This window comes from Dactylosporangium sp. NPDC049140 (genome assembly GCF_040648435.1).
Map to the genome: position 1 here is coordinate 68327 of NZ_JBEZDS010000036.1, position 21078 is coordinate 89404.

The following is a 21078-nucleotide window of genomic DNA, read 5'->3' on the forward strand; positions in this document are numbered from 1 at the left end:
TAGCGCTGCTGGGACGGTACGTCCCCTGGACCCTCGGCGAACTGCTCGAGCTCGACCACACCGAGCGGCTGCGCTGGCTGCGCGAGGTCACCAGCGTGGTCGAGGAGCAGGAAGCGGCGGGCGTACGGTGAGCGCCCGCAGCGAGCCCGACACGCTGGGACGGCGGCTCGACGGCCTCGGCCGCCGGATCGCCGGCCGTCAGAATCTCGGCTTCCCGTGGGCGGCGCCCCTGGGCGTGCTGCTCGACCACCTCGGACAGCTGCCGTCGCCGGCCGGCCCCCGGTTTCACCGCCGGGAGGCGACGCCCGAGCGCCCGGCCACCCCGCCCGCGAGGGCCGGGCGGGCGCTGCCGGCCGACGTGACCGCCCGCCTGCGACCGCTCGTCGGCGACGCCGCCGGGGCCGTGCGGGTCCACGACGACGACGCGGCCGACGCCCGGGCCCGCGCCCACCGGGCGGACGCGGTGAGCGTCGGCAACGACGTGTACTTCCGGGCCGGGAAGCTCCGGCCGCGGGAGCCGCGCGGCTTCGCGTTGCTCGTGCACGAGGCGACCCACGTCGTCGAGCGGATGCGGCCGGGTGCCGCGTGGCGGCGGGCGACCACCGGCGGGGCGGGCGAGGAGGAGCGGCTCGCACTGGCGCGGGAGGAGCGAGCCCTGGCGCCGGACGCGCCGCGGGCGCCGATGCCCGGTCCACTCCCGACGGTCCACGGTGGACATGCCGCACCCGCGGCGCAACCGGCCGGGGCGCCCGCCCTCGGCCCGGCGCCCGACCCGGTCGCCGCGCCGGCCGGATACGCCGTGTCCCGCCCGATGACCGCGCCGGTCGACCGCACGCTGCCGTCCCCGGGCGGCGCGGCGCTGGACCTGGAGGCGTTGAAGGCGGGGTTGCTGCGAGACCTGATCGGGCAGCTGCGCGACGAGTTCGAGCGAGGAGGTTGAGATGACCCAGCCGCGGTTCGCGGCCGCGCCCGTGCCAGCCGGCAACGGACTGGCCAAGGCGCTGCTCGTCAACACCACCACCGGCGCCGGCTTGCCGGTGATGTACAACCCGGAAGAGCTGGTGCTCGACCAGGGCAACGCGTTCGCCGAGATCCCGGTGCCCGGGCTCAACGCGTCGCCGGTGCAGTACATCCGGGGCCGGGCCCGCACGCTGAGCATGGACCTGTTCTTCGACTCGTACGAGACCGGCGAGGACGTGCGGGCGCACACCGCGCCCATCGTCGCCCTGCTCGATGTCGCGCCGCAGACCCAGGCGCCGCCGGTGCTGCTGTTCTCCATGGGTCGGCTGCAGTTCCAGTGCGTCCTGGTCGAGGCGGCCCAGCGGTTCACCATGTTCCTGCGCGACGGTACGCCGGTGCGCTCGACGCTGTCGGTCAAGCTGCACGAGTTCGTGCGGATCGACCTGCGCACCGAGCAGGGCGTGTTCTTCGGCTCACCTGTGCTGTCCGGCGCCGTCAACGCCGCCGGCACGGCCGTCGGCATCACCACCCACACCATCCACGTCGTGGCCGGCGGCGACACGCTCAGCGGCCTGGCCGCCGCGTTCCTCGGCGACCCGGCCCGGTGGCGGGAGATCGCGCAGGCCAACAACCTCGACGACCCGTTCGCACTGCGGACCGGCCAGCCGCTGGTCATCCCGGCCCCGGCCGGCGCCGGCCCGGTGTCCCCCGGACGGGGCCAGCCATGACCGAACCGTTCTTCGCGCCGCGCTTCGCCGTCCGGATCGCCGGCCTCACCCTGGCCGCCGACATCGCCGCCCAGGTGACCCGGCTGTCCGTCACGACCGACCTCGACGTCGCCGGGAGCTTCGCGCTCGTCGTGCGCAACCCGGACAACGCCGTGCTCGACTCGGCGCTGTTCGACCTCGGCAAGGAGATCGAGATCCACATCGGGTACGGCACCGCGCTGGAACCGGCGCTGCTCGGCGAGATCACGGCGATCGAGCCGTCGTTCCCGCCGGACGGGCCGCCGACCGTGGTCATCAAGGGCGCCGACCGCTCGCACCGCATGCGCCGCCAGCAGCCGGCGCCGACGAGCTTCGCCGACACCTCCGACAGCCTCATCGCGGCCGAGCTCGCGCTCGCCAACGGGCTGGTCCCGGTGGTCGACCCGACGCCCGCGTTCGCCGGCCGGGTGTCCAAGACCGGATCCGACTTCGCGTTCCTCAAGCAGCGGGCCAAGCGGCATTTCTTCGACGTGTACGTCGAGTGGGACCGCCTGCACTTCCAGTTCCCCCGGCCGCAGACGTCGGCCCTCGTCCTGGAGTGGGGGCGCAACCTGTCCGCGTTCGCGCCGCGCGTCTCCGCGAGCGTGCTGGCCGGACTGCAGGTCGTGCGCGGGTATAACCAGGAACTGGCGCAGACGATGGTCGGCATCGCGCTCGCCGGGGACGTCGACCGGAACAACCTGCTGGAGAAGCTCGGCTCGTCGGCGGCCGACCTGCTGGCGTCGCTGACCCGCCAGGCGCTGCTCGGCGACGACGCCGACAACCCCTTCTCGGCCACCGAGCTGGCCCGGGCCCTGCTCGCCGAGGTGCTCGACGGCCTGTACGAGGGCACCGGCACCTGCATCGGCCGGCCCGGCCTGCGGGCCGGCGAGTACGTGACGATCGAGGGCGTCGGCAAGCGGTTCAGCGGCACGTACCGGGCCCGCAAGGTCAGCCACGTCATCGACGAGAAGGGCTTCTGGACCTCGTTCGACATCGCGCGCAACGCGCACACGGGCCTGCTGCCCCTGCTGCGCCGGACGCTGTTGCACGAGCCGTCGCCGGCGGCGGCCGAGCCGTACCTCGGCGTCATCGTGGCGACCGTCGAGGACAACGACGAGCTCGCCGCCGGGCAGTCCCCGCTCGGCCGCGTGAAGGTGAGCTATCCCGGCCTGTCCGACGACGTGGTGAGCAACTGGGCGCCGTGCGCGCGACCGATGGCCGGCGACACCACCGGCTTCTACGCGCTGCCGGAGAAGGGCGAGCAGGTCCTGGTCGCGTTCGCCAAGGGCGACCTGAACCGCCCGTACGTGCTGGGCGGCCTGTGGACCGTCCAGGCGCCGCCCCCGGTGCGCAACGACGGCCACAACGACCTCAGGGTGATCGTCAGCCGGTCCGGGCACTCGATCGTGTTCGACGACACCGACGGGGCCGGCAAGGTCGTCGTCAGCGATGCCGGCGGCAGCACGATCACGCTGGACTCGAAGAACGGCTCGGTCACCATCAGGGCGGCCCAGAACCTCACGATCGCGGCGGGCGGCCAGATCAGCCTCGAGGCGGCCGGCGGCGCCACCAAGCTCGTCATGACCAGCGACCACGTCGACGTCAGCTAGGAGCGTGCCCCCATGGCGAGTGTGTTGACGACCACCAGCACCGTGACGTGTGTCCACGACGGGGCCGTGACGTTCACCGGTCAGACGAAGCTGCGGTTCGCGACCAACCCGGTGCTGGTGCGGACCGACCCGCTGCTGACGAACACCGCCATCGGCTGCAAGAACAGCGGATCCGGCATCACGCCGTGCAAGAACGTCACCGGCATCACCGGCGGGGTCGCGGTCAAGCTGCGCGCCGGCGCCCGCCCGGTCCTGCTCGACGGCTTGGCCGGCACGACCAACGGGGTGGTCGCGGGACTCTTCCAGCTGCTGAAGACGCCGTCGACGGCCAACCAGACGAAGCTGACCGCACAGTGACGAGGGAGAACGATGAACGCTGAGTTCTACGGGCGGGGCATGACGTACCCGTTGCAAGTGGGGATCGCCGGCATCGGTGAGTCGGCCGGCGAGGAGAAGGTCGAGCAGTCGATCCGCGTCATCCTGGGCACCCAGTTCGGGGAACGGGTCATGCGGCCGCGCTTCGGCTGCAACCTGCGCAGCCTCGTGTTCGCCCCGAACGACGTGGCCACGGCCAACCTGGCCCGCTACTACGTGCAGGAAGGCCTCGCCGGCTCGGAGCCGCGCATCGACGTCGTCGGCGTCGACGTCGACAACGACCCCCAGCGCGGCGCCCTGATCATCACGGTCACCTACCGGCTGCGCGCGACACAGGACGTGCGCAACCTGGTGTACCCCTTCTATCTCGAGCGGGGGCGGTGACAGTGGCCGACGACCGCGGCCGGATCGTCCCGCCGAACCTCGACGACCGCAGCTGGCAGGACCTGGTCGACGAGATGCGGGCGCTCATTCCCCGGTACGCTCCACAGTGGACCGACCACAACCCGAGCGACCTCGGGGTGGCGCTCATCGAGCTGTTCGCCTGGCTCGCCGAGGGCGTCGTCTTCCGGCTGAACCGGGTGCCCGAGAAGAACTTCCTCGCGTTTCTCAACCTGCTCGGCGTGACCCGGGACCCGGTCGCGCCGGCCGGCACCTTCCTGACCTTCACGGCCGGCGCCAAGTCGACCGTGCCGGCCGGCACCCGGGCGCAGACCGTACCGCCGTCCGGCGGCGCCGGGGCCGTGCCGCCGATCGTCTTCGAGACCGACGACGACGTCACGGTGCTCCCCGTCGCGCTGACCGACGCGCTCGTCGTCGGGCCGTTCGCGACAAACGCGACGAGCGGCACCTACGTGGCGGTGAAGGACCTGGTCGGACCGCCGGCCGCGACGTACCCGCTGACCCTGCCGGCCAACCAGGTCTCCCAGGTCTGCCTCGGCTTCGACAAGGCCAGCGCCGAGGAGGTGCTCCTGCGCCTGCGGCTGTACCGCCCCGCGCCCGGCCCGGGCCAGGTCACCGCCGCGTGGGTGTACTCCAAGGGCACGACCGAGCCCCTCGCGTGGCCGGCGGTCCCGACGGTGTCCGACTCGACCGCCGCGCTGACGCACGACGGCAGCGTCCGGCTGACGCTGCCCGGCGACTGGGCCGCCCAGCAGCCGACCGTCGCCCCGACGAACCCGCCCGGCACCGGCTGGAGCACGGTCACCGCGTCCGATCCGAACGCCACGGTGACGCGGCCGCGGTTCTGGATCGGCGTGCGCGTGGCCAACACCACGGGGGTACCGCTGACCATCGGCGTCGACCGGATCCTGTTCAACGCCGCGCCGGCGCACCACGCGCTGTCGATCCGGGCCGCCGAGGCGCTCGGCGGCGGCACCGGCCAGCCGTTCCAGGTCGTGCCGCTGGCGAACCGGCCGCTGTACCGGCAGCCGGGCACCGCGCCGTACGCCCACCTCGCCGTGCAGGTCGGCACCGGCAACCCGGCGGTGTTCCAGACCTGGACGCAGGTTGCGGACCTGCCGGCCGGTCCGGGCCAGGTGTACAAGGTCGACCCGGTCACCGCCGAGGTGAGCTTCGGCAACTTCGACGATCAGACCGGCCTGGGCCACGGTTCCATGCCACCGGCCGGCAGCCAGATCCGCGCGCTGACCTACCGGTACGTCGTCGGCGGCGCGGCCGGCAACGTGGCCGCCGGCCGGCTCACGGTCCTCGGGCCGACGCCCCAGGGCGGCCTGCCGTCCGGCATCACCGCGGTGACGAACCTCGCCCCGGCCCGCGACGGCGCCGACGAGGAGCCGGTCGACGACGCGCTGCGCCGGGCGCCGCAGCAGCTGAAGATCCGGGACCGCGCGATCACCGCCGCGGACTTCGAGTTCCTGGCGGCCGAGGCGACGAACGACGTCGTCATCGCGCGGGCGCTGCCGCCGCGGCTGCAGGACGCCGACGCGCCGGGCGGCACCGCGTGGAAGAGGGGCGACCCGTGGCAGTTCGCCGGCATCCAGCGCGCGCCGGGCGTGGTCAACGTCGTCGTCGTGCCCGACCAGGGCCTGGCCGTCGCCCAGCCCCAGCCGACCCCCGACCTCGTGCGCACCGTGCAGGCCCACCTCGACCAGCGCCGCGACCTCACCGGGCGCGTGGTGGTCACGGGGCCCCGGTACCTGCCGGTCATCGTGCAGGTCGACCTGATCGTCTGGCAGCGGGCCATCGACGCCGGCGCCGACCGGAACCAGATCAAGGCCGACACGCTGGCGCGCATCAAGACGTTCCTGCACCCGACGCGCGGGGGCGCGAACGGGACCGGCTGGCAGGTCGAGCAGCCGGTGTTCGTCTCCGACCTGTTCTCGGCGATCATGCCGAACGAGGACATCGGCTTCATCTCCGGCCTCCAGGTCAAGGCCGACATCCCGGCGTACCACTTCCCGCCGCTGAATCCGGCCGGTACCGCGGGGAACTACAACGCGGGCCTGGAGCGGCCGTTCCCGCTCTCGCCGCTGGGCGCCACGGTCCGGGTCGCCGACTACGAGCTGGTCTGCGCCGCGGCCGACAACCTGCACGTGATCACGACGACGGTTCCGGCCAGCTGAGCGGGGTGGGCGAGTGAGCGAGAAGAGCAGCTACCTGCAATACCTGCCGCCGGTACTGTGGCAGGGCGAGCCCGATCTGCCGGAGTTCTCGCTCGGGGCGTTCCTGCGCATCTTCGAGAAGGTCCTCACCGGCATCGACGACGGCGTCGCCGTCACGCACGACGGGCACACGCACGCCTCGATCGGCACCGTGATCTCCGGGCTGTCCGACCTGGTCGACCCGTGGCGCACGCCGCCGGAGTTCCTGCCGTGGCTGGCCTCCTGGGTCGGGCTGGAGTTCCCGACGCTGTCCGGGCAGCCCCTGTGGGACGCGTACCAGCAGCGCAAGGCGACCGCGGACATCGCCGGGATCGACCGGCTGCGCGGGCTGCGCAACGGGCTGAACCGGTACCTGGACCTGTTCTCCATCGGCCCGGCCCGGCCCCGCGTCGCCGTCGACGACGGGCGGCGGCTGCTGATCACCGCGCCGGCGGCGGGCACGCTCGCCCCGATGTCGGCGTTCGTCAGCCAGGGGCCGGTCGTGTCCGGCACCACCATCCTGGCCGAGGGGCTCGTGCGGCCCTGGGCGGTCACGCCGGCCCCGGGCGGCGGCGTGTTCGTCGCCGACATCGGCGTGCCGACGTCGGTGCCGATCCCGCTGAAGAACCGCGTCTGGCGCATCGACCCGGCGGGGCACCACGACGTGTCCGGGACCCCGCCGCTGCCGGTGCCGCTGGCGCCGGGCACGCTGCCGCTCAACCGGGTCACGGCGCTGGCCGTACGGCCCGCGCTGGGCTCGCTGCCGGAGACCCTGTACATCCAGGACCGTTCGGGCCAGCTGTACGGGCTGCCGTCGCCCTATCTCGGCGCGTCGGCGAGCGTCCTCACCAATCTGGTCGCGGGCGCCAGCACGTTCTGGCCGGTCGCCATGGCCATCGACACCAACGGCGACGTGCTGGTGCTCGACCGCGGCGACGGGCCGGGCACTGCCAACCCGCCGAAGGTCATTACGGTGCGGCCGGGGACCAGCCCGGTGCAGGTGACCCGCAAGAACCTCACCACGGTGCTCGAACCGCTGGCGCTGCTCGTGCGGCCCGACGGCCGGCTGGTCGTCGGCGACGGCGGCGTCCAGCAGCCCACCGGGGTCCCGGTTCCGGCCGGCAACCTGGTGCTGGTCGACCGCAGCGCGGCCACCTGGACCGAGACGCCGCTGCTGCCGGCGGCCAACCCGCTCGTCGCGCCGACCGGTCTGGTCCTGGCCGGCACCCGGCTGTACGTGCTCGACAACGGCCTCAAGCCGTTCGCCCCGCCGACGATCGACCCGTTCGTGCTCGCCGCGGCCGAACCGGCCCGGGTCTACGCCGTCGACCTCGCGGCCTCGCCGCCCACCATTGCCGCGGCGACGGAGCCCGGCCAGCTGGTGTACCCGACCGGCATGTGCGCCCTCGGCGACCGGCTGGTCATCGCCGACCCCGGCCAGCCCGAGGTCACCGGGCTCGTGTCGGTGCTGTCGCGCGTCCTGCCGTACCGGTTCGACGTCGTCGTGCACTTCACCGACTCGCGGCTGCCCACCGACCCCGCCGCGCGCGGCGTCATGCAGCGCCAGGTCGTCGGCAACATCCGCAGCATCGTCGAGCAGCAGAAGCCCGCCCACGCGCTGTGGAACCTCGTCACAGAGATCTGAGCCGATACACCACCAACCAATGAGGAGGCCGCGGTGACCAGCTTGCCGCTCCAACGTACCGAGTACACCAATCTCAGCCTGGGCGGGCCGCGCGGGGGCGCCACCGCACACGCCGAGAGCCTGGTGGACGCCGAGTCCTACCAGATGCCGCACGACCGTATGCTCGGCACCAACCTGTTCACCTTCGGCGTCGCGGACGGCCTCGCCGTCACCGCCACGACCGGGCAGACAACCCTGCAGATCGGCACCGGCGTCGCCCTCGACGGCAACGGCAACCTCATCGCGCTGGCGGCCAACGGCTGGGCCGTCACCGACCCGAGCGTCAACCCGACCCAGGTGGTGAACATCCCGATCGTGCCGGTCGACAACACCGGCGTGCCGCTCGCCACCACCGGCGTGACCGGCGAGTGCTACCTGACCATCACCTTCCGCGAGGTGCTCGACCCGGCCGCGACGCCGACCCAGCAGAACCTGTTCCACGCGCCGTGGCTGCGGCTCATCCCGGTCGCCGACCTCGGCGCCAACGGTGACCAGGTGGTGCTCGCCCGGGTGAGCCTCGACGGCCAGTCGAAGATCACCGCGGTGACCGCCGAGAACCGGCGCCTCACGGGCCTGCCGGCGGGCCGGGTCGAGCTGCGCCGCCCGCGCGTCACGACCGGCGCGCCGGCCGCCGTCGGGCAGGTCCCGGCGGCCGACATCACCGCCGCGGGCGACGGCAGCCTGAGCGTCACGATGCGGCCCGACGGCGGCGCCGCCCATCAGCTCCTCAAGGCCGACACCACCGGCAGTACGCTCGCGCTGCAGCCGGGCGGCGGCAGCGTCGGGGTCGGGCTGCAGGGCCAGCCGCCCCAGCGCACCGTGCACGTCGAGGGCAACGAGGTGCACTCCGGCGGCAACCACGGCGGATTCTCCTTCGCCGACCGGACCGTCGGCAGTTTCGACGAGACCGGCGGCATCGGCGGCCGGTGGATCTGGTACGCGCAGGACGGCGTCGCCCGCCTGTGGTCCGGCTCGGACCAGGTCACGGTCGCGACCCGCTCGTCCGCGCCGAACGCGGGCGTCGGGCCGCGCGTCGGCATCGGCGCGCCGGCGGCCACCCACGCCCTGCACGTCGGCGTCACCTCCGGCATCCGCCAGAACGCCCAGTACCTCAGCGGCACGCTCGGCTGGAGCAGCCTGTCGTACAACGCGTTCCACAACGACGCGAACAACGCCTGGGTGTTCCCGGTGCCCACCCGGCCCGCGGTCACCCTGGAGATGGACGACGCCGCCGGCGTCGGACGGTTCCAGGTGTACGGCACCACCAAGGCCGCGCCGCAGAACTGGGTGCTGCGCCTCGCCGTGGACGGCGAGACCGGCGACGTCCTGATCCCCGGCAAGCTCACGTCCGGCTCGCTGGTCACCGGCGCCGCCACGACCGCCGCGCTGACGACCCGCACGTCCGCCCAGATCACCGCGTTCAGCCCCTCGGCGGCGGACGCCCAGGCCATCTGCGCGTCGAACAGCAGCGGCACCGCGACGATCTTCGCGCTCAACAATGGAGCCGGCCCGGCCATCGAGACCATCGGCGGCCTGGAGGTCTTCGGCTTCGGCTCGTTCAGCCAGGACGTGTCCGTGAGCGGCACGCTGACCGCCGGGGCCAAGCGGTTCACCATCGACCACCCGCTCGACCCGGCCAACCGGCTGCTGAACCACACCAGCGTCGAGTCCGACGAGCGGGCGGTGCAGTACAGCGGCAACGTCACGCTGGCCAAGGACGGCACCGCGACGGTCCAGCTGCCCGAGTGGCTCGACGCCCTCGCCACCGACTTCCGATACCAGCTCACCTGCATCGGAGGCCACGCGAACGTCTACATCGCCGAGGAGGTGCGCGACAACGCGTTCCGCATTGCCGGCGGCACGGCCGGGCTCAAGGTGTCGTGGCAGCTGACCGGCGTCCGGCAGGACGCCTTCGCCCGCGCCAACGACTTCGTCGTCGAGGAGGACAAACCCGAGGACGAGCGGGGCTTCTACGTCCACCCGGAGGCCTACGGCCGGCAGATGGACGCCAGCGTGCACTGGCCACGCAACGCCGAGCTGATCAAGCGCAACCCGGCGCTGGCCAAGCGGTCCGTGCGCACGTTCGCGGCCGCCGAGGCCGGTCGCGTCGAAACGCAGAACGCGCGCCGGCAGGCCGAGGCCGACCGCGCGGCGGCCGCCGCACCGGACGGCCCGGCGTCGTGACCGATGACGGCGTCCGGCCCTACCGCGACAGCGCCGAGCACCTCACCGACGAGCTGCGCAGGCTCGACGTGAGGATCGCCCGGCGGCTGGCCCGCACGGCCGAGCGGCACGAGGCGATCTCGCCCGACCAGGTGGCCCGGGCGGTGTACATCACCCGGGCCGAGGTCGACTGGCTGCTCGCGGGTAGCTCCGGCGGTGTGCCGCCGGAGCCCGCCGATCCGGCCGCCGACCTTTCGGCCGAGATCGCCCACCGGGTGCGGGCCAGCGAGCGGGCCGGGGTGACGCTCGGCCTGCCCGCGCTGGGCCGCCACTTCGGGCTGTCGCCGATGGAGCTGGACGCCGTCGTCATCTGCCTGGCGCCGGAGCTGCGGCGGGCGTACGACCGGTTGTACGCCTACCTTCAGGACGACATCACCCGCCAGCGGCCGAGCGTCGACCTCGTGCTCGACCTGCTGTGCGCGGACGAGCGTGAGCGCTGGGCCGCCCGGCCGGTGTTCGCGCCGGACGCGCCGCTGCTGCGCTCGGGCCTGGTGCACACCTGGGACGATCCGCAGAGCCCGTCCGGGTCGTCGGGGCTGGCCCGGATGCTGAGCCTCGACCCGCAGGTGACCCGGTTCCTGCTCGGGTCGCCGGGGCTCGACGGCCGGACGTCCGGGTACGCCCGGCTGGACCGGCCCGGCGCACCGGTCCCCGGGACCGAGGTCGACCCGGCCCTCACCGAGCGGGTCGCCCGGCTGGCGGGGACGCATCGCCCGGGCGGCCCGGCGACGGTGCTGCAGCTGATGGGCGCCGATGCCGGCGACGTCGACGACCTGGCCCGCCGGGTCAGTGCCCGGCTGGGCCGGGCACTGCTCAGCCTCGACGTGCCGGCCGTTCCGCCGGCCGCCGACCCGGGCGCGCTCGTGGCGCTGGTGCTGCGCGACGGGCGCCTCTTCGGCGCGGCGGTCCACCTGGCCGGCACCGACGCGCTGAGCGGGGAGGAGCAGCGGCCGGTCGCCGCCGCGCTGGCCGCGGCCGTGGACCAGCACGGCGGGCTGGTGTTCCTGTCCGGTGCGCACGACTGGCCCGAGGGCCGCCGGCTGCTGGGCGGCCGGGTCCAGGTGGTCGCGGTGCCGGCCCCCGATCCGGCGCGCAGCGCGGCGATCTGGCGGGAGGAGCTCGCCGCGCACACGCCCCGGGCCGACGCGTGGGCCACCGAGCTGGCCGGCCGCTACCGGCTGCCGGCCGGCCGCATCCCGGCCGCCGTCGACCTGGCCGTGCGGTCCCGCACCGGCCCGCTCGGCCTGCCCGGCCTGTTCACGGCCTGTCGCGGGCAGAGCGCGCCGACGCTCGGGGACCTGGCGGTGGCGGTGCCGGTCCGGGCCGGCTGGGACGACCTCGTCCTGCCCGGTGACAGCGTCGCGCAGCTGCACGAGATCAGCGACCAGTTCCGCCACCGGGCCCGGGTGTGGCAGACGTGGGGCTTCGGCGGCTCTTCGGCCCGGGGCCGGGGCCTGAGCGCGCTGTTCAACGGCCCGCCGGGCACCGGCAAGACGATGGCCGCCGAGGTGCTCGCCGGCGACCTGGGCCTGGACCTGTTCCACATCGACCTGTCCGGCGTGGTGAGCAAGTACATCGGCGAGACCGAGAAGAACCTCTCGCGCGTGTTCGCCGAGGCCCGCTCCAGCAACGCCATCCTGTTCTTCGACGAGGCCGACGCGCTGTTCGGCAAGCGGACCGAGGTCTCCGACGCGCACGACCGCTACGCCAACATCGAGACCAGCTACCTGCTGCAGAAGATGGAGGAGTACGACGGCGTGGTCCTGCTCGCCACCAACCTCGCCCGGCACCTCGACGAGGCGTTCACCCGGCGGATCCGCTTCCACGTCGAGTTCCCGTTCCCCGACGCGAACCACCGGGAACGCATCTGGCGCACGCTCGTGCCGGCCGCGGCGCCGGTGTCGTCCACCGTGGACTACGCCGCGCTCGCCGAGTGGTTCCCGGTCGCGGGCGGCAACATCCGCAACATCGCCGTCAGCGCCGCATTCCTCGCCGCGGCCGACGGCGGCGTCATCACCGAGGCGCACATCCTGCGCAGCGGCCGCCGCGAGTACGAGAAGATGGGCAAGCTCTGGTCCCCGCCGGGCGAGCCCGCGCAACGCGGGAGGAACTGATGGGCGAGCAGTCTCACGAGGAGCCGCGCGGCAAGCGGGCCGCGCCGGCGCACCGGGCCCCGGCCCGGAAGCACGATCGCAAGCCGGCCGCGGACCCGCGCGTGCCGGCGCTGCACCGGGCGGCCGGCAACACCGCCGTCGCCGACCGTTCCGCGGCGCCGCCGCCGGCCCCGCTCACCTTCACGTCGGATACGCCGCAGCCCAAGTCGTACACCGTCGATCTGTTCATCGACGGCAAGGTCCGCAGCTATCCGAACCTGTCGGCCGAGCAGGCCCGGGAGCGGCTGCTGTTCTACTGGCGGCAGTGCCACCACGACCTCGACCTGTTCCGGAAGCTGCACAACGACCACATCGTCGAGCGGCGGGAGCACCGCACCGCCGGGTTCTGGTCGGAGACCTTCGGCGGCGCCGTGCTGCCGGACCTCGACATGTGGAACAAGATCGGTAGCGGAACGCTCTCCGCGGCGATCCAGGCGCTGAGCACCGACGACGACGTCCTGCGGCGGGAGTGGGAGCAGAACGAGGCGGCCTCCGACCGCGGCCTGTCCGACGACGTTCGCAACCTCCCGCTGATGCGCGCGGCGCTCGCCTTCGACCCCGACCGGATGCGCATCGAGAAATCCGCCCGGCTGCTGGAGCGCGCCTCCGTCGAGCTGCAGAACAGCTGGAACCTCATCGCGACCTACGAGGACGGCGTCCAGCGCGGGGCCGGTCGGGCCATCACCGGGATCAAGGTGTCGATCGCCGTGCTGTCGGCGGCCGCCTCCGGCGGTGGCGTGGCCTTCGCCGGCCGGGGCGCGGGACTGCTCGCCAAGAGCGCCGCGTCCGCGCTGACCTCCGGTGGCCTCGGGGTCGCGACCGAGACGTTCACGCAGATCGGCGAGCTGCGCATCGGTGCGCGGACCGAGTTCGACGTCGGCCGCATCGCCAAGCGCGGGGTGACCGACACGGTCACCGGCTTCGTCTCCGCCGTCGCCGGCGGCGCCTTCGGCAAGGCGCTCAAGGGTGCCGTGGGCCGCTGGCTCGCGAAGATGTCGAAGGCCGAGATGGCCGCGCTGGGGTTGACCGAGGACGAGCTGCTGGGCCGGGCCATGGCGACGGTGCTGGACTGGTCCGCGGGCGTCGGCGCCACGCCGCTGAGCACCGCCACGGCGGTCGCGCTCAAGCGGGCGCTCGACGGGCAGTGGCAGGTGCACAACTTCGACGAGTTCGCCACCCAGGTCTTCGACGACATGCTGTCCAACGCGGTGATGTCGGCGGCGATGATCTCCACGGAGCACGCCCTGTCGTCCGCCGCGCCCGGCAAGGGCGGGGGAGCGGGCGGCGGCTCGTCGTCCGGTGGTGGTTCGTCGGGCGGTGGTTCGTCCGGTGGCTCGTCGGGTGGTGGTTCGTCGGGTGGTGGCTCCTCTTCGGTGAGTCCGCGCACGGTGGAGCCGAACACGGCGCTGGCGGGCACGCGGCCCGAGTCGCGGACGGTTCCCCACGATGGCCGGACGCAGCCCGAGTCCCGGACCGTCCGGCCCGGCGGCAGCACGCCGGCCGAGTCGCTGACGGTTCAGCCGCACGGCAGCACGGCCCTGGCGCCCGGCCCGGAGACCTTGTCACCGCTGCCCGATTCGGCGCCCGGCCCGGCGACCGCGGCCCCGGGCGACCAGCGCCTGCAAACGTCGCCGGAGTTGTTCCTGCGCCACCCGGACGCCCGCGCGGCCACGCTGTCGAGGCCGGCGACGGAGGAGCTGCACGGCTTCACCGAGGAACGGATAGTCAGCCGGCAGGGCGGCGATCGCAACGAGGGTGTGAACCGCAAACACCTGCTCAAGGACCCGTCCGGCAAGCGCTGGCTGTTCAAGCCGGCCAGCGGCGAGGAGATGGGTCTGCGCGGCGAGAGCCTGGGCATCTTTTCCGGGGAGCGCTACCGCCGGGCCCCCGCCGCCGCCCTCATCGCCAAGCGCCTCGGCATCGACACCCCCGACGTGCGACTGGTCACCTGGAACGGCGAACGCGGCTCGCTGCAGGAGTGGCGTGCCGGCTACGAGCCCGGCCGGGAGGTGCGAGCGACCGACCCGGCCGGGTTCGACGAGTTCTGGAACTCGCAGGACCGCCTGGACCTCGACGCGATGGACTACGTCTCCGCCCAGCAGGACCGGCACAGCAGCAACTTCCTGCTCAAGCGGCGGGCCGGCGGCGGCTATGACATGCTGGCCATCGATCAGGACTCCTCACTGCCGCCAACGGCGGAGCGGGTCAACGCGAACCGGCGACCGAACCCGGACGAGCACCAGCCGCGACCGTTGCCGAGCACGCTGAGCAGGGAGATGAGCGCACGGATGCGGCAGCTGCAGCGCAACTGGCCCGAGGGCGAGCTGCGGCAGTGGCTGACCGTCAGGGAAGTGGCCGGCGCGAAGGCGCGCCTCGACGAGATCGTCACCAGGCTCCAAAACGGCTCGATCAGGGAGGCGCCGTGACGATTGTCGCTGAGATACGCCGGCTCGACGATTCTTTCGACGTCGTGCCGCTGGCCCGCCTGCTGGTCCGTCCCGACGGCGGGATCGACGTCCTCGAGCTGCACCCGAATGGCGGGGCGATCGCCCGTGACCTGCTGGGCGAGTCGCTGCAGGACCCGTTCGGCCGTACCGTCTCCAACGCCGACGGCGCCGATTTCGTGCGCACCCTCCGATGGGCCTGCTCGACCGATCGGCTCTGGGTGACCCCGCTGGTCGAGCTGCCCGGCGAGCGGGCCGGCGACCCCCGTGCCGAGCTGCCGATGCCACCGGTGCCACACGTCGCCGCCACCGTCCCCTACCCGGAGCAGCCGCCGCCCGAGCTCGCCGGATTCGACGTCGTCGAGCTCCGCCGGCCCGGCACCGACGACTATCTGCGCCGCGAGGTGGTGGCCCGCCTGGTCCAGGACCCCACCGGCGCGGTCCGCGTCGAGGGTCCCGACCCGGCCCGCGTCCTGTGGATCGACGCGCTCTACGCCCGGGCCGGGCGGCCACCGCTCGACCGGCTCGGCGAGGTACCGCTGCCAACCGGAACCCACGCGGTGCCCCGGCCGTTCGAGCGGCCCGGCGACCAGGCCTGGCGCGACGGGCTCGTCGGCACCCGCAAGGTCGCCGAGGCGGCCGGCGACCGGACCGCGGTCACGCGGCTCGACCGCGAGTTCGCCGCCCTGCTGCCGCGCGTCTGGCTGTCCCGGTGCCCGTTCACCGGCGAGGTGCTCCGCCTCGCGCTCGACGGCTGGGGCTTCGACGGCCCCTACTGGGACCCGGTGCACCCGCTGCGACCGGTCGACGAGGTGCCCGCCACGTTCGTCGGCCTGGCCGGCGCGGTCGTCGACCCGGCCGCCGCCGAGCATCCGGAGATCACGCCCGAAACCCTCGGACCCGGTCGGCCACCGGTGTACGCCGAGCTGCTCGGCGACCCGGACACCCGGGCCGTGCTGGCGGCCGTGCGGGTCGCCGGGCTGCGCTGCGACGTCGTCGCCTACTTCAGCCGGCGCCGACCGGCCGGGCCGGCACCCTTCCGGGAGTGGGGCACCCGGGCCGCGGGGCGGGTCGCCGGCCTGACGCCCGCGACCGACCTCGAACCCCTGCTGCGCGGCGGCCGGCTGCGCTGGATCGAGCCCTTCGACGGTGGCGTAGCGCTGCGGGAGGGCCCGGAAGGCTGCCCCTGGCTGCCGTCCTGACCGGCCCGGGCTGGGCGCCGTCCGCGGCCCGGCCCGGTGCCGAGGATCACCAGCCGGCGGCGGCGAGGAGGTCGTCGACGATGCCGTCGGCGTGTTGGACCAGGGAGAGGTGGCCCGCCTCCGGGTCGAGGTGCGCGCGGGCGCCCGGGATGTGCGCCGCGAGCCAGGCGCCGTGCCCGGGCGGCACCATGAGGTCCTGGCCGCCCTGCCACACGCAGACCGGCACGGTGATGGCCCAGGGGTCGAAGCCCCAGGGGCGCACGAACGCGAGGTCGTCGTCGCGCCAGCCCGCGGTGCCGGTGGAGACGGCCGACCGGAAGCCCAGCGCGACGGCGTCGGCGAAGTCGCCGGTGAGCTCGGCCGCGTCGACCGGGGGCAGGAGCCCGCCGAGCGCCGCGGCGATCTCGGCCCCGGTCACCCGGGCGAGCCCGGCCGCCTGGCGGTCGAGGACCTCGGTGAGCGCCTCCGGGCCGGCGATCGCCGCGCCGAACTCGACGATGTTCTCCGGGCCCATGCCCTCGGTCCAGTCGAGGCCGCCCGCGTCGTGGGGGGCCACGCCGGCCAGGGTCGCGGCCGCGGCACACCGGTCCGGCAGCAGCGCCGCGCAGGCCAGGGCGTGCGGGCCGCCGCCGGACCAGCCGAGGGTGACGAACAGGTCGTACCCGAGGTGGTCGAGGACCTCGGCCACGTCCCCGGCGACGTCGGCGACCCGCCGGCCCGGGCGCGGGGTGGAGCCCGCGTAGCCGGGCCGGCCGAGGACCAGCGTGCGCAGGCCGCGCTCGGCGGCGGGACCGGTCAGCGACGGTACGTCCCGGGGGCCGGACGGCGTGCCGAGGTGCAGCACGAACGGCCGCCCGTCCTCCGGTCCGAACGCGAGGACTTCGAGCGCCCGTCCGTCGGCCAGCGAGATACGCATGGCCGCCACAGTACCGCCGAAGCCCTCACCGGCACGCCCAGCGGAACGTCACCGTCCGGCCGTGGTCGTCGGAGGCGGCGCCGACCAGCACGCCGCTCGCGCTCGCCCCGGTGACCTGCCAGCGGGCGAAGCCGTCCGGGACGGGCAGCTGCGTGGTCCCGGTGTCCGTCCACAGCGTGGCGGTCCGGTCGCCCCGCACGACCACGGTGCCGTCGGCCAGCAGGCCGCCCGAGCCCATCGCCATCACCTGGCTGCCGCCCGGGAGCGCCCGGACCTCGCCGGTGCGCAGGTTCCACCGGGCCCACGTCATCGGGGGCTTGCCGACCGTCCGGCCGTTGTTCAGGACCATCGAGTTGGCGGCGTAGTCGACGGGGCCGGCCGCCCAGTCGCCGACGATGTCGCTGGCGACCCCGCCGGGCTTGCCCTCCGGTGTGGGCAGGGGCGCGCCGGTGCCGTCGGGCTGCCACAGGTACGGCCGCGGGCTCTTGCCCTGGCTGCCCACGATCCGCCCGTCCGCGGCGATGCCGTTCGCGATCGACTCCTCGCCGGCCGGGGTGGCCAGCAGCTGCGGCCGGTCCCAGTTCCCGCGCCGCCACACGACGGCGCGGTAGGTCTTGCCGGGCATCCGGGCGTCGCCGACGACGTCGCCGGTGTCGTTCACGGCATACGGGGTGACGTTCAGGGCGCCCGCCGGCCGGCCGAGCTTGACGGTGGTGCCGCCCTCGACGACGTACCCGTCCTCGGCGTCCTCGGTCTGCACGATGCCGATCACCGTGCCGGCGCCGTTGACGCCGGTGACGGCCAGCCGCGGCACGGTGGGGAGCGTCCGGGTGCCGTCCGGGCCGGCGAGCACCAGCGCCGTGTCGTCGCCGTCGGCCGTGGTGGCGGCGAGGTACCGGCCGGACGCGTCCATCGCCACCAGCACCGCCGAGTCGAGCCCGGGGACCGGCTGCGCGGTGCACGCGGGCGACGGCTCCACCGGGGTGGGCCTCGGCTCGGGCCGGGGCCGGGCCAGGGCGACGCCGCCGATGACGATCGCCAGGGTGAGACCGGCCGCGACCGCGGTCAGGCCCCGCCGGCGGCGCACCCGGGCCCGTCCGCGGGCGATGACCGCCCGCTCGTCGAGGCGGCTGTCCGGGACCGGTTCACCGGTCAGGATCGCGAAGGGGTTCTCGCTCATGCCAGGCTCCTCGTCGTCGTGTCCAGCCGGCGGCGCAGGGCGTCGAGGCCCTTGGCGGTGTGCGCCTTGACGGTGCCCTCGGCCACCCCCAGCAGCGCCGCGACCTCCAGGACCGGCAGGTCGCACAGGAACCGCAGCACGAGCACGGTCCGCTGCCGCTCGGGCAGCTGCCGCAGCGCGGCGCGCAGCAGCATCCGCTCCTCGACATCGGGGTCGGTGGCCACGACCGGCACGTCGGGCGGCGACTCCCACAGGTGGACCCGCGACAGCCAGCGCCGGCGGTCGCGCAGGCACTCGCGCACGACCATCGTGTGGGCGTACCCGTCCAGGTTCGCGACGTCGTGCATGCGGTTCCACCGCTGGTAGAGCACGGTCAGTACGTCCTGAACGGCGTCGTCGGCGCGGTCGCGGTCGCCGAGCAGGTGGTACGCGACGCGGTGCAGCCGTTGCTTGCGGCTGCTGACGTACTGCAGAAACTCGTCTTCCCTGTCCGGGCGCACGCGGTGGGTTCCCCTTCCCTGGGCCGATCCACCCTCTTCGAGTCCAACGCCCCGGGAAAGGTTTACCCCACTCTCCATGTCACCCGGTGACATGCCGTGCTAGCGTTTGGCATGTCATCAAGTGACATCGCCTTCGGGAGGACCACCATGCGCATCTTCGTCACCGGCGCCAGCGGCTGGATCGGCTCCGCCGTCACCGCCGAGCTGCTCGGCTCCGGGCACCGGGTCGTCGGCCTGGCCCGCTCCGACGCGGCCGCCGCCACCATCGCGAACCTCGGCGCCGAGGTGCGCCGGGGCGGCCTCGACGACCTCGACGCCCTGCGCGCCGGCGCCGCCGACTCCGACGGGGTGGTACACCTCGGCTACAACCACGACTTCTCCCGCATGGCCGACGCCGCGCAGACCGACCTCGCCGCGATCACCGCGCTCGGCGAGACCCTGGCCGGCAGCGACCGCCCCCTGCTCATCGCCTCCGGCGTGGCCGGCCTGCCGGGCCGTCCGGCGACGGAGCGGGACACCGCGGACCCGGGCGTCCACCCGCGGGTCGCCAACGCGAACGCCGCCCTGGCCTTCGCCGACCGGGGGGTGCGGACCGGCATCATCCGCTTCGCCCCGACGGTGCACGGCGACGGCGACCACGGCTTCGTCGCCGTCCTGGTGTCCGTCGCGCGCGAGCGGGGGGTGTCGGCCTACATCGGCGACGGCGGCAGCTGGCCGGCCGTGCACCGCCTCGACGCGGCCGAGCTGGTCCGGCTGGCCCTCGAAAAGGCGCCCGCGGCATCGGTACTGCACGCCGTGACCGAGCCGGGCGTGCCCACGAGGGACATCGCCGAGGCCATCGCCCGCGGGCTCGACCTGCCGGTCAAGTCCATCCCGGCCGAGGACGCCCCGGCCCACTTCGGGTGGATCGGCCAGTTCTTCGGCCTCGACGCGCAGGCGTCAAGCGAGCACACCCGGAAGCTGCTCGGCTGGACCCCGCGGCACCAGGGCCTGATCGCCGATCTCGACGCGGGCTACTACTTCAAGGGCTGACCGGCGGGATCCGCCGTTCGGCAAATGTGGGCCGGGGGCGCCGGCCCGCAGGCTGGCCGGGTGACCGCGGGCCCGGGCCCGGACTGGGCCGCGGCGGCTGGGAGCGCGTGGCCGCGTTCGCGCTCCCCGCGTGGACGGCCGCTGCCGGGCTCGGCGCCGTCATCACGGTGCTCAAGGCGTTCCCGGCCGACCTTCCCGCGGCGGTCCTCGTGGCGCAGCACCTGGGCGGGCACGGCAGCGCGCTGGTCGAGATCGTGCGGCGGCGCACCGGGCTGCCGGTGAGCTGGGCCGTCGACGGGATGGTGCTGCAGCGGGGCCGGGTCGTGATCGCGCTGCTCGACGACGACGCGGCCTGGCCGGTCGGCCGGGTGGTCCGCACCGATCGCGCCGCGACCGCCGAGCGGCTGGCCGAGACGTTCCGCGGCGTCACCATCGGCGCCGCCGCCCGGGAGCCGCACAGCGCGGCGGCCTTCCCGCTGCGGGAGCCGTACGACGCCGAGAGCCAGGTGGCCGGCGTCCTCGTGCTCGGCATCAACCCGCACCTGCCGCTCAACGGCGGGTACCGGGAGTTCCTGGACCTCGTCGCCGGGCAGGTCGCGGGCTCGCTCACCGAGGCCACCGCCCGCCAGCGCCAGCGCGAGCGCATCGACCGCCTGGCCGAGCTCGACCGCGCGAAGACCGACTTCCTGTCCAACATCAGCCACGAGCTGCGGACCCCGCTGACGCTGCTGCTGGCCCCGCTGGAGACGCTCGGGGCCGACCGGGCCGGGCTGCCCGCGCCGCTGCGGGCCGAGGGTCGACATCGCCGCCCGCAACGCCCGCCGGCTGCTGCTCATGGTGGAGACCCTGCTCGACTTCTCCGAGCTCGAGGCGGGGCGCCTGCGGGCCCACCCGGAGGAGGTGGACCTGGCCGCGCTCACCGTCGACATCGTCAGCGCCTTCCGCGGGCCGCCGACCGCGCCGGGCTCGAGCTGCGCGTGGACTGCCCGCCGATGAGCGGCCCGGTCACCGTCGACCCCGGCATGTGGGAGAAGATCGTCGCCGACCTGCTGTCCAACGCGCTCAAGTTCACCTTCGACGGGCGGATCAGCGTCGAGCTGCGGGAGCTGCCCGAGCACGCCGAGCTCGCGGTGAGCGACACCGGCGTCGGCATCCCGGCCGACCAGCTGCCGCACATCTTCAAGCGCTTCCACGGCGTCCGCGACAGTCGCGCCCGCACCCACGAGGGCGCCGGGATCGGCCTGGCGCTGGTCGACCAGCTCGCCCGCCGTCACCACGGTCGTGTGCGGGTGCAGAGCAGCGCCGGCAAGGGCAGCCGGTTCACCGTCTGGCTGCCCAAGACCCAGCCGGCGCGGGCCGGGAAACCCGCCGCCGCGGCCGAGCCGGAGCGCCGCCACCACCTGGTCGCTACCGGATGAGCCCCGTGGACCCGGATGGGCGCCCTCGA

General features: G+C 74.3%; 16 protein-coding genes. 13 read left to right on the forward strand and 3 right to left on the reverse strand.

The window, feature by feature from the left end:
- The first annotated feature begins 127 nt into the window (after positions 1-127).
- Genes AB0B76_RS40330 through AB0B76_RS40380 form a run of 11 tightly spaced genes read left to right on the forward strand, consistent with a single transcriptional unit; the run spans position 128 to position 16003 of the window.
- Positions 128-940 (forward strand): DUF4157 domain-containing protein, encoded by an 813-nt coding sequence (locus AB0B76_RS40330; protein ID WP_360385636.1) that lies wholly within the window; start codon positions 128-130, stop codon positions 938-940.
- Between the two features lies 1 nt (position 941).
- On the forward strand, positions 942-1688 hold the full coding sequence (locus AB0B76_RS40335) for a LysM peptidoglycan-binding domain-containing protein (protein WP_360385638.1): 747 nt from the start codon (positions 942-944) through the stop codon (positions 1686-1688).
- Entirely contained in the window at positions 1685-3319 is a 1635-nt protein-coding gene (locus tag AB0B76_RS40340; protein ID WP_360385640.1) for a phage baseplate assembly protein V, read from the forward strand. The genes AB0B76_RS40335 and AB0B76_RS40340 overlap by 4 nt, the downstream gene beginning before the upstream one ends.
- A 12-nt stretch (positions 3320-3331) precedes the next feature.
- The gene (locus AB0B76_RS40345) at positions 3332-3676 is read left to right on the forward strand and encodes a hypothetical protein (RefSeq protein ID WP_360385642.1); all 345 of its coding nucleotides are present in this window, start codon (positions 3332-3334) and stop codon (positions 3674-3676) included.
- Positions 3677-3688: 12 nt separating this feature from the next.
- Positions 3689-4078 (forward strand): GPW/gp25 family protein, encoded by a 390-nt coding sequence (locus AB0B76_RS40350; protein ID WP_360385644.1) that lies wholly within the window; start codon positions 3689-3691, stop codon positions 4076-4078.
- Positions 4075-6279 (forward strand): baseplate J/gp47 family protein, encoded by a 2205-nt coding sequence (locus AB0B76_RS40355; RefSeq protein ID WP_360385646.1) that lies wholly within the window; start codon positions 4075-4077, stop codon positions 6277-6279. The genes AB0B76_RS40350 and AB0B76_RS40355 overlap by 4 nt, the downstream gene beginning before the upstream one ends.
- Before the next feature lie 13 nt (positions 6280-6292).
- Entirely contained in the window at positions 6293-7942 is a 1650-nt protein-coding gene (locus AB0B76_RS40360) for a phage tail protein (RefSeq protein WP_360385648.1), read from the forward strand.
- 33 nt (positions 7943-7975) lie between these two features.
- Positions 7976-10165, forward strand: coding sequence for a hypothetical protein (locus tag AB0B76_RS40365; protein ID WP_360385650.1), 2190 nt, complete (start codon positions 7976-7978; stop codon positions 10163-10165).
- Complete coding sequence (locus AB0B76_RS40370) at positions 10162-12318, forward strand: ATP-binding protein (RefSeq protein ID WP_360385652.1); 2157 nt, start codon at positions 10162-10164, stop codon at positions 12316-12318. Before AB0B76_RS40365 ends, AB0B76_RS40370 begins: the two co-directional genes overlap by 4 nt.
- Positions 12318-14783, forward strand: coding sequence for a hypothetical protein (locus AB0B76_RS40375; RefSeq protein ID WP_360385654.1), 2466 nt, complete (start codon positions 12318-12320; stop codon positions 14781-14783). Before AB0B76_RS40370 ends, AB0B76_RS40375 begins: the two co-directional genes overlap by 1 nt.
- Complete coding sequence (locus tag AB0B76_RS40380) at positions 14780-16003, forward strand: hypothetical protein (RefSeq protein WP_360385656.1); 1224 nt, start codon at positions 14780-14782, stop codon at positions 16001-16003. The genes AB0B76_RS40375 and AB0B76_RS40380 overlap by 4 nt, the downstream gene beginning before the upstream one ends.
- A gap of 46 nt (positions 16004-16049) precedes the next feature.
- Here AB0B76_RS40380 and AB0B76_RS40385 read toward each other — a convergent pair whose 3' ends face one another.
- Genes AB0B76_RS40385 through AB0B76_RS40395 form a run of 3 tightly spaced genes read right to left on the reverse strand, consistent with a single transcriptional unit; the run spans position 16050 to position 18599 of the window.
- Entirely contained in the window at positions 16050-16919 is an 870-nt protein-coding gene (locus tag AB0B76_RS40385) for an alpha/beta hydrolase (protein WP_360385658.1), read from the reverse strand.
- Positions 16920-16944: 25 nt separating this feature from the next.
- Complete coding sequence (locus AB0B76_RS40390; RefSeq protein ID WP_360385660.1) at positions 16945-18099, reverse strand: hypothetical protein; 1155 nt, start codon at positions 18097-18099, stop codon at positions 16945-16947.
- A complete protein-coding gene (locus AB0B76_RS40395) occupies positions 18096-18599 on the reverse strand; it encodes a SigE family RNA polymerase sigma factor (protein ID WP_360385662.1) in 504 nt (167 codons plus the stop codon). Before AB0B76_RS40395 ends, AB0B76_RS40390 begins: the two co-directional genes overlap by 4 nt.
- 147 nt (positions 18600-18746) lie before the next feature.
- Between AB0B76_RS40395 and AB0B76_RS40400 the strand changes: the two genes are divergently transcribed.
- Together AB0B76_RS40400 and AB0B76_RS40405 are read left to right on the forward strand one after the other, a co-directional pair.
- On the forward strand, positions 18747-19631 hold the full coding sequence (locus AB0B76_RS40400; RefSeq protein WP_360385664.1) for an SDR family oxidoreductase: 885 nt from the start codon (positions 18747-18749) through the stop codon (positions 19629-19631).
- A gap of 107 nt (positions 19632-19738) precedes the next feature.
- Positions 19739-21049 carry an ATP-binding protein gene (locus AB0B76_RS40405; RefSeq protein ID WP_360385666.1) on the forward strand — a complete coding sequence of 437 codons (1311 nt, stop codon included), beginning with the start codon at positions 19739-19741 and terminating at the stop codon, positions 21047-21049.
- Positions 21050-21078 lie beyond the last annotated feature (29 nt).

Bases quoted from the DNA above. Each gene is read 5' to 3' on its own strand.
- AB0B76_RS40350 (WP_360385644.1), top strand. From the start codon at position 3,689: ATGAACGCTGAGTTCTACGGGCGGGGCATGACGTACCCGTTGCAAGTG.
- AB0B76_RS40385 (WP_360385658.1), bottom strand. From the start codon at position 16,919: ATGCGTATCTCGCTGGCCGACGGACGGGCGCTCGAAGTCCTCGCGTTC.
- AB0B76_RS40375 (WP_360385654.1), top strand. From the start codon at position 12,318: ATGGGCGAGCAGTCTCACGAGGAGCCGCGCGGCAAGCGGGCCGCGCCG.
- AB0B76_RS40345 (WP_360385642.1), top strand. From the start codon at position 3,332: ATGGCGAGTGTGTTGACGACCACCAGCACCGTGACGTGTGTCCACGAC.
- AB0B76_RS40390 (WP_360385660.1), bottom strand. From the start codon at position 18,099: ATGAGCGAGAACCCCTTCGCGATCCTGACCGGTGAACCGGTCCCGGAC.
- AB0B76_RS40335 (WP_360385638.1), top strand. From the start codon at position 942: ATGACCCAGCCGCGGTTCGCGGCCGCGCCCGTGCCAGCCGGCAACGGA.
- AB0B76_RS40400 (WP_360385664.1), top strand. From the start codon at position 18,747: ATGCGCATCTTCGTCACCGGCGCCAGCGGCTGGATCGGCTCCGCCGTC.
- AB0B76_RS40340 (WP_360385640.1), top strand. From the start codon at position 1,685: ATGACCGAACCGTTCTTCGCGCCGCGCTTCGCCGTCCGGATCGCCGGC.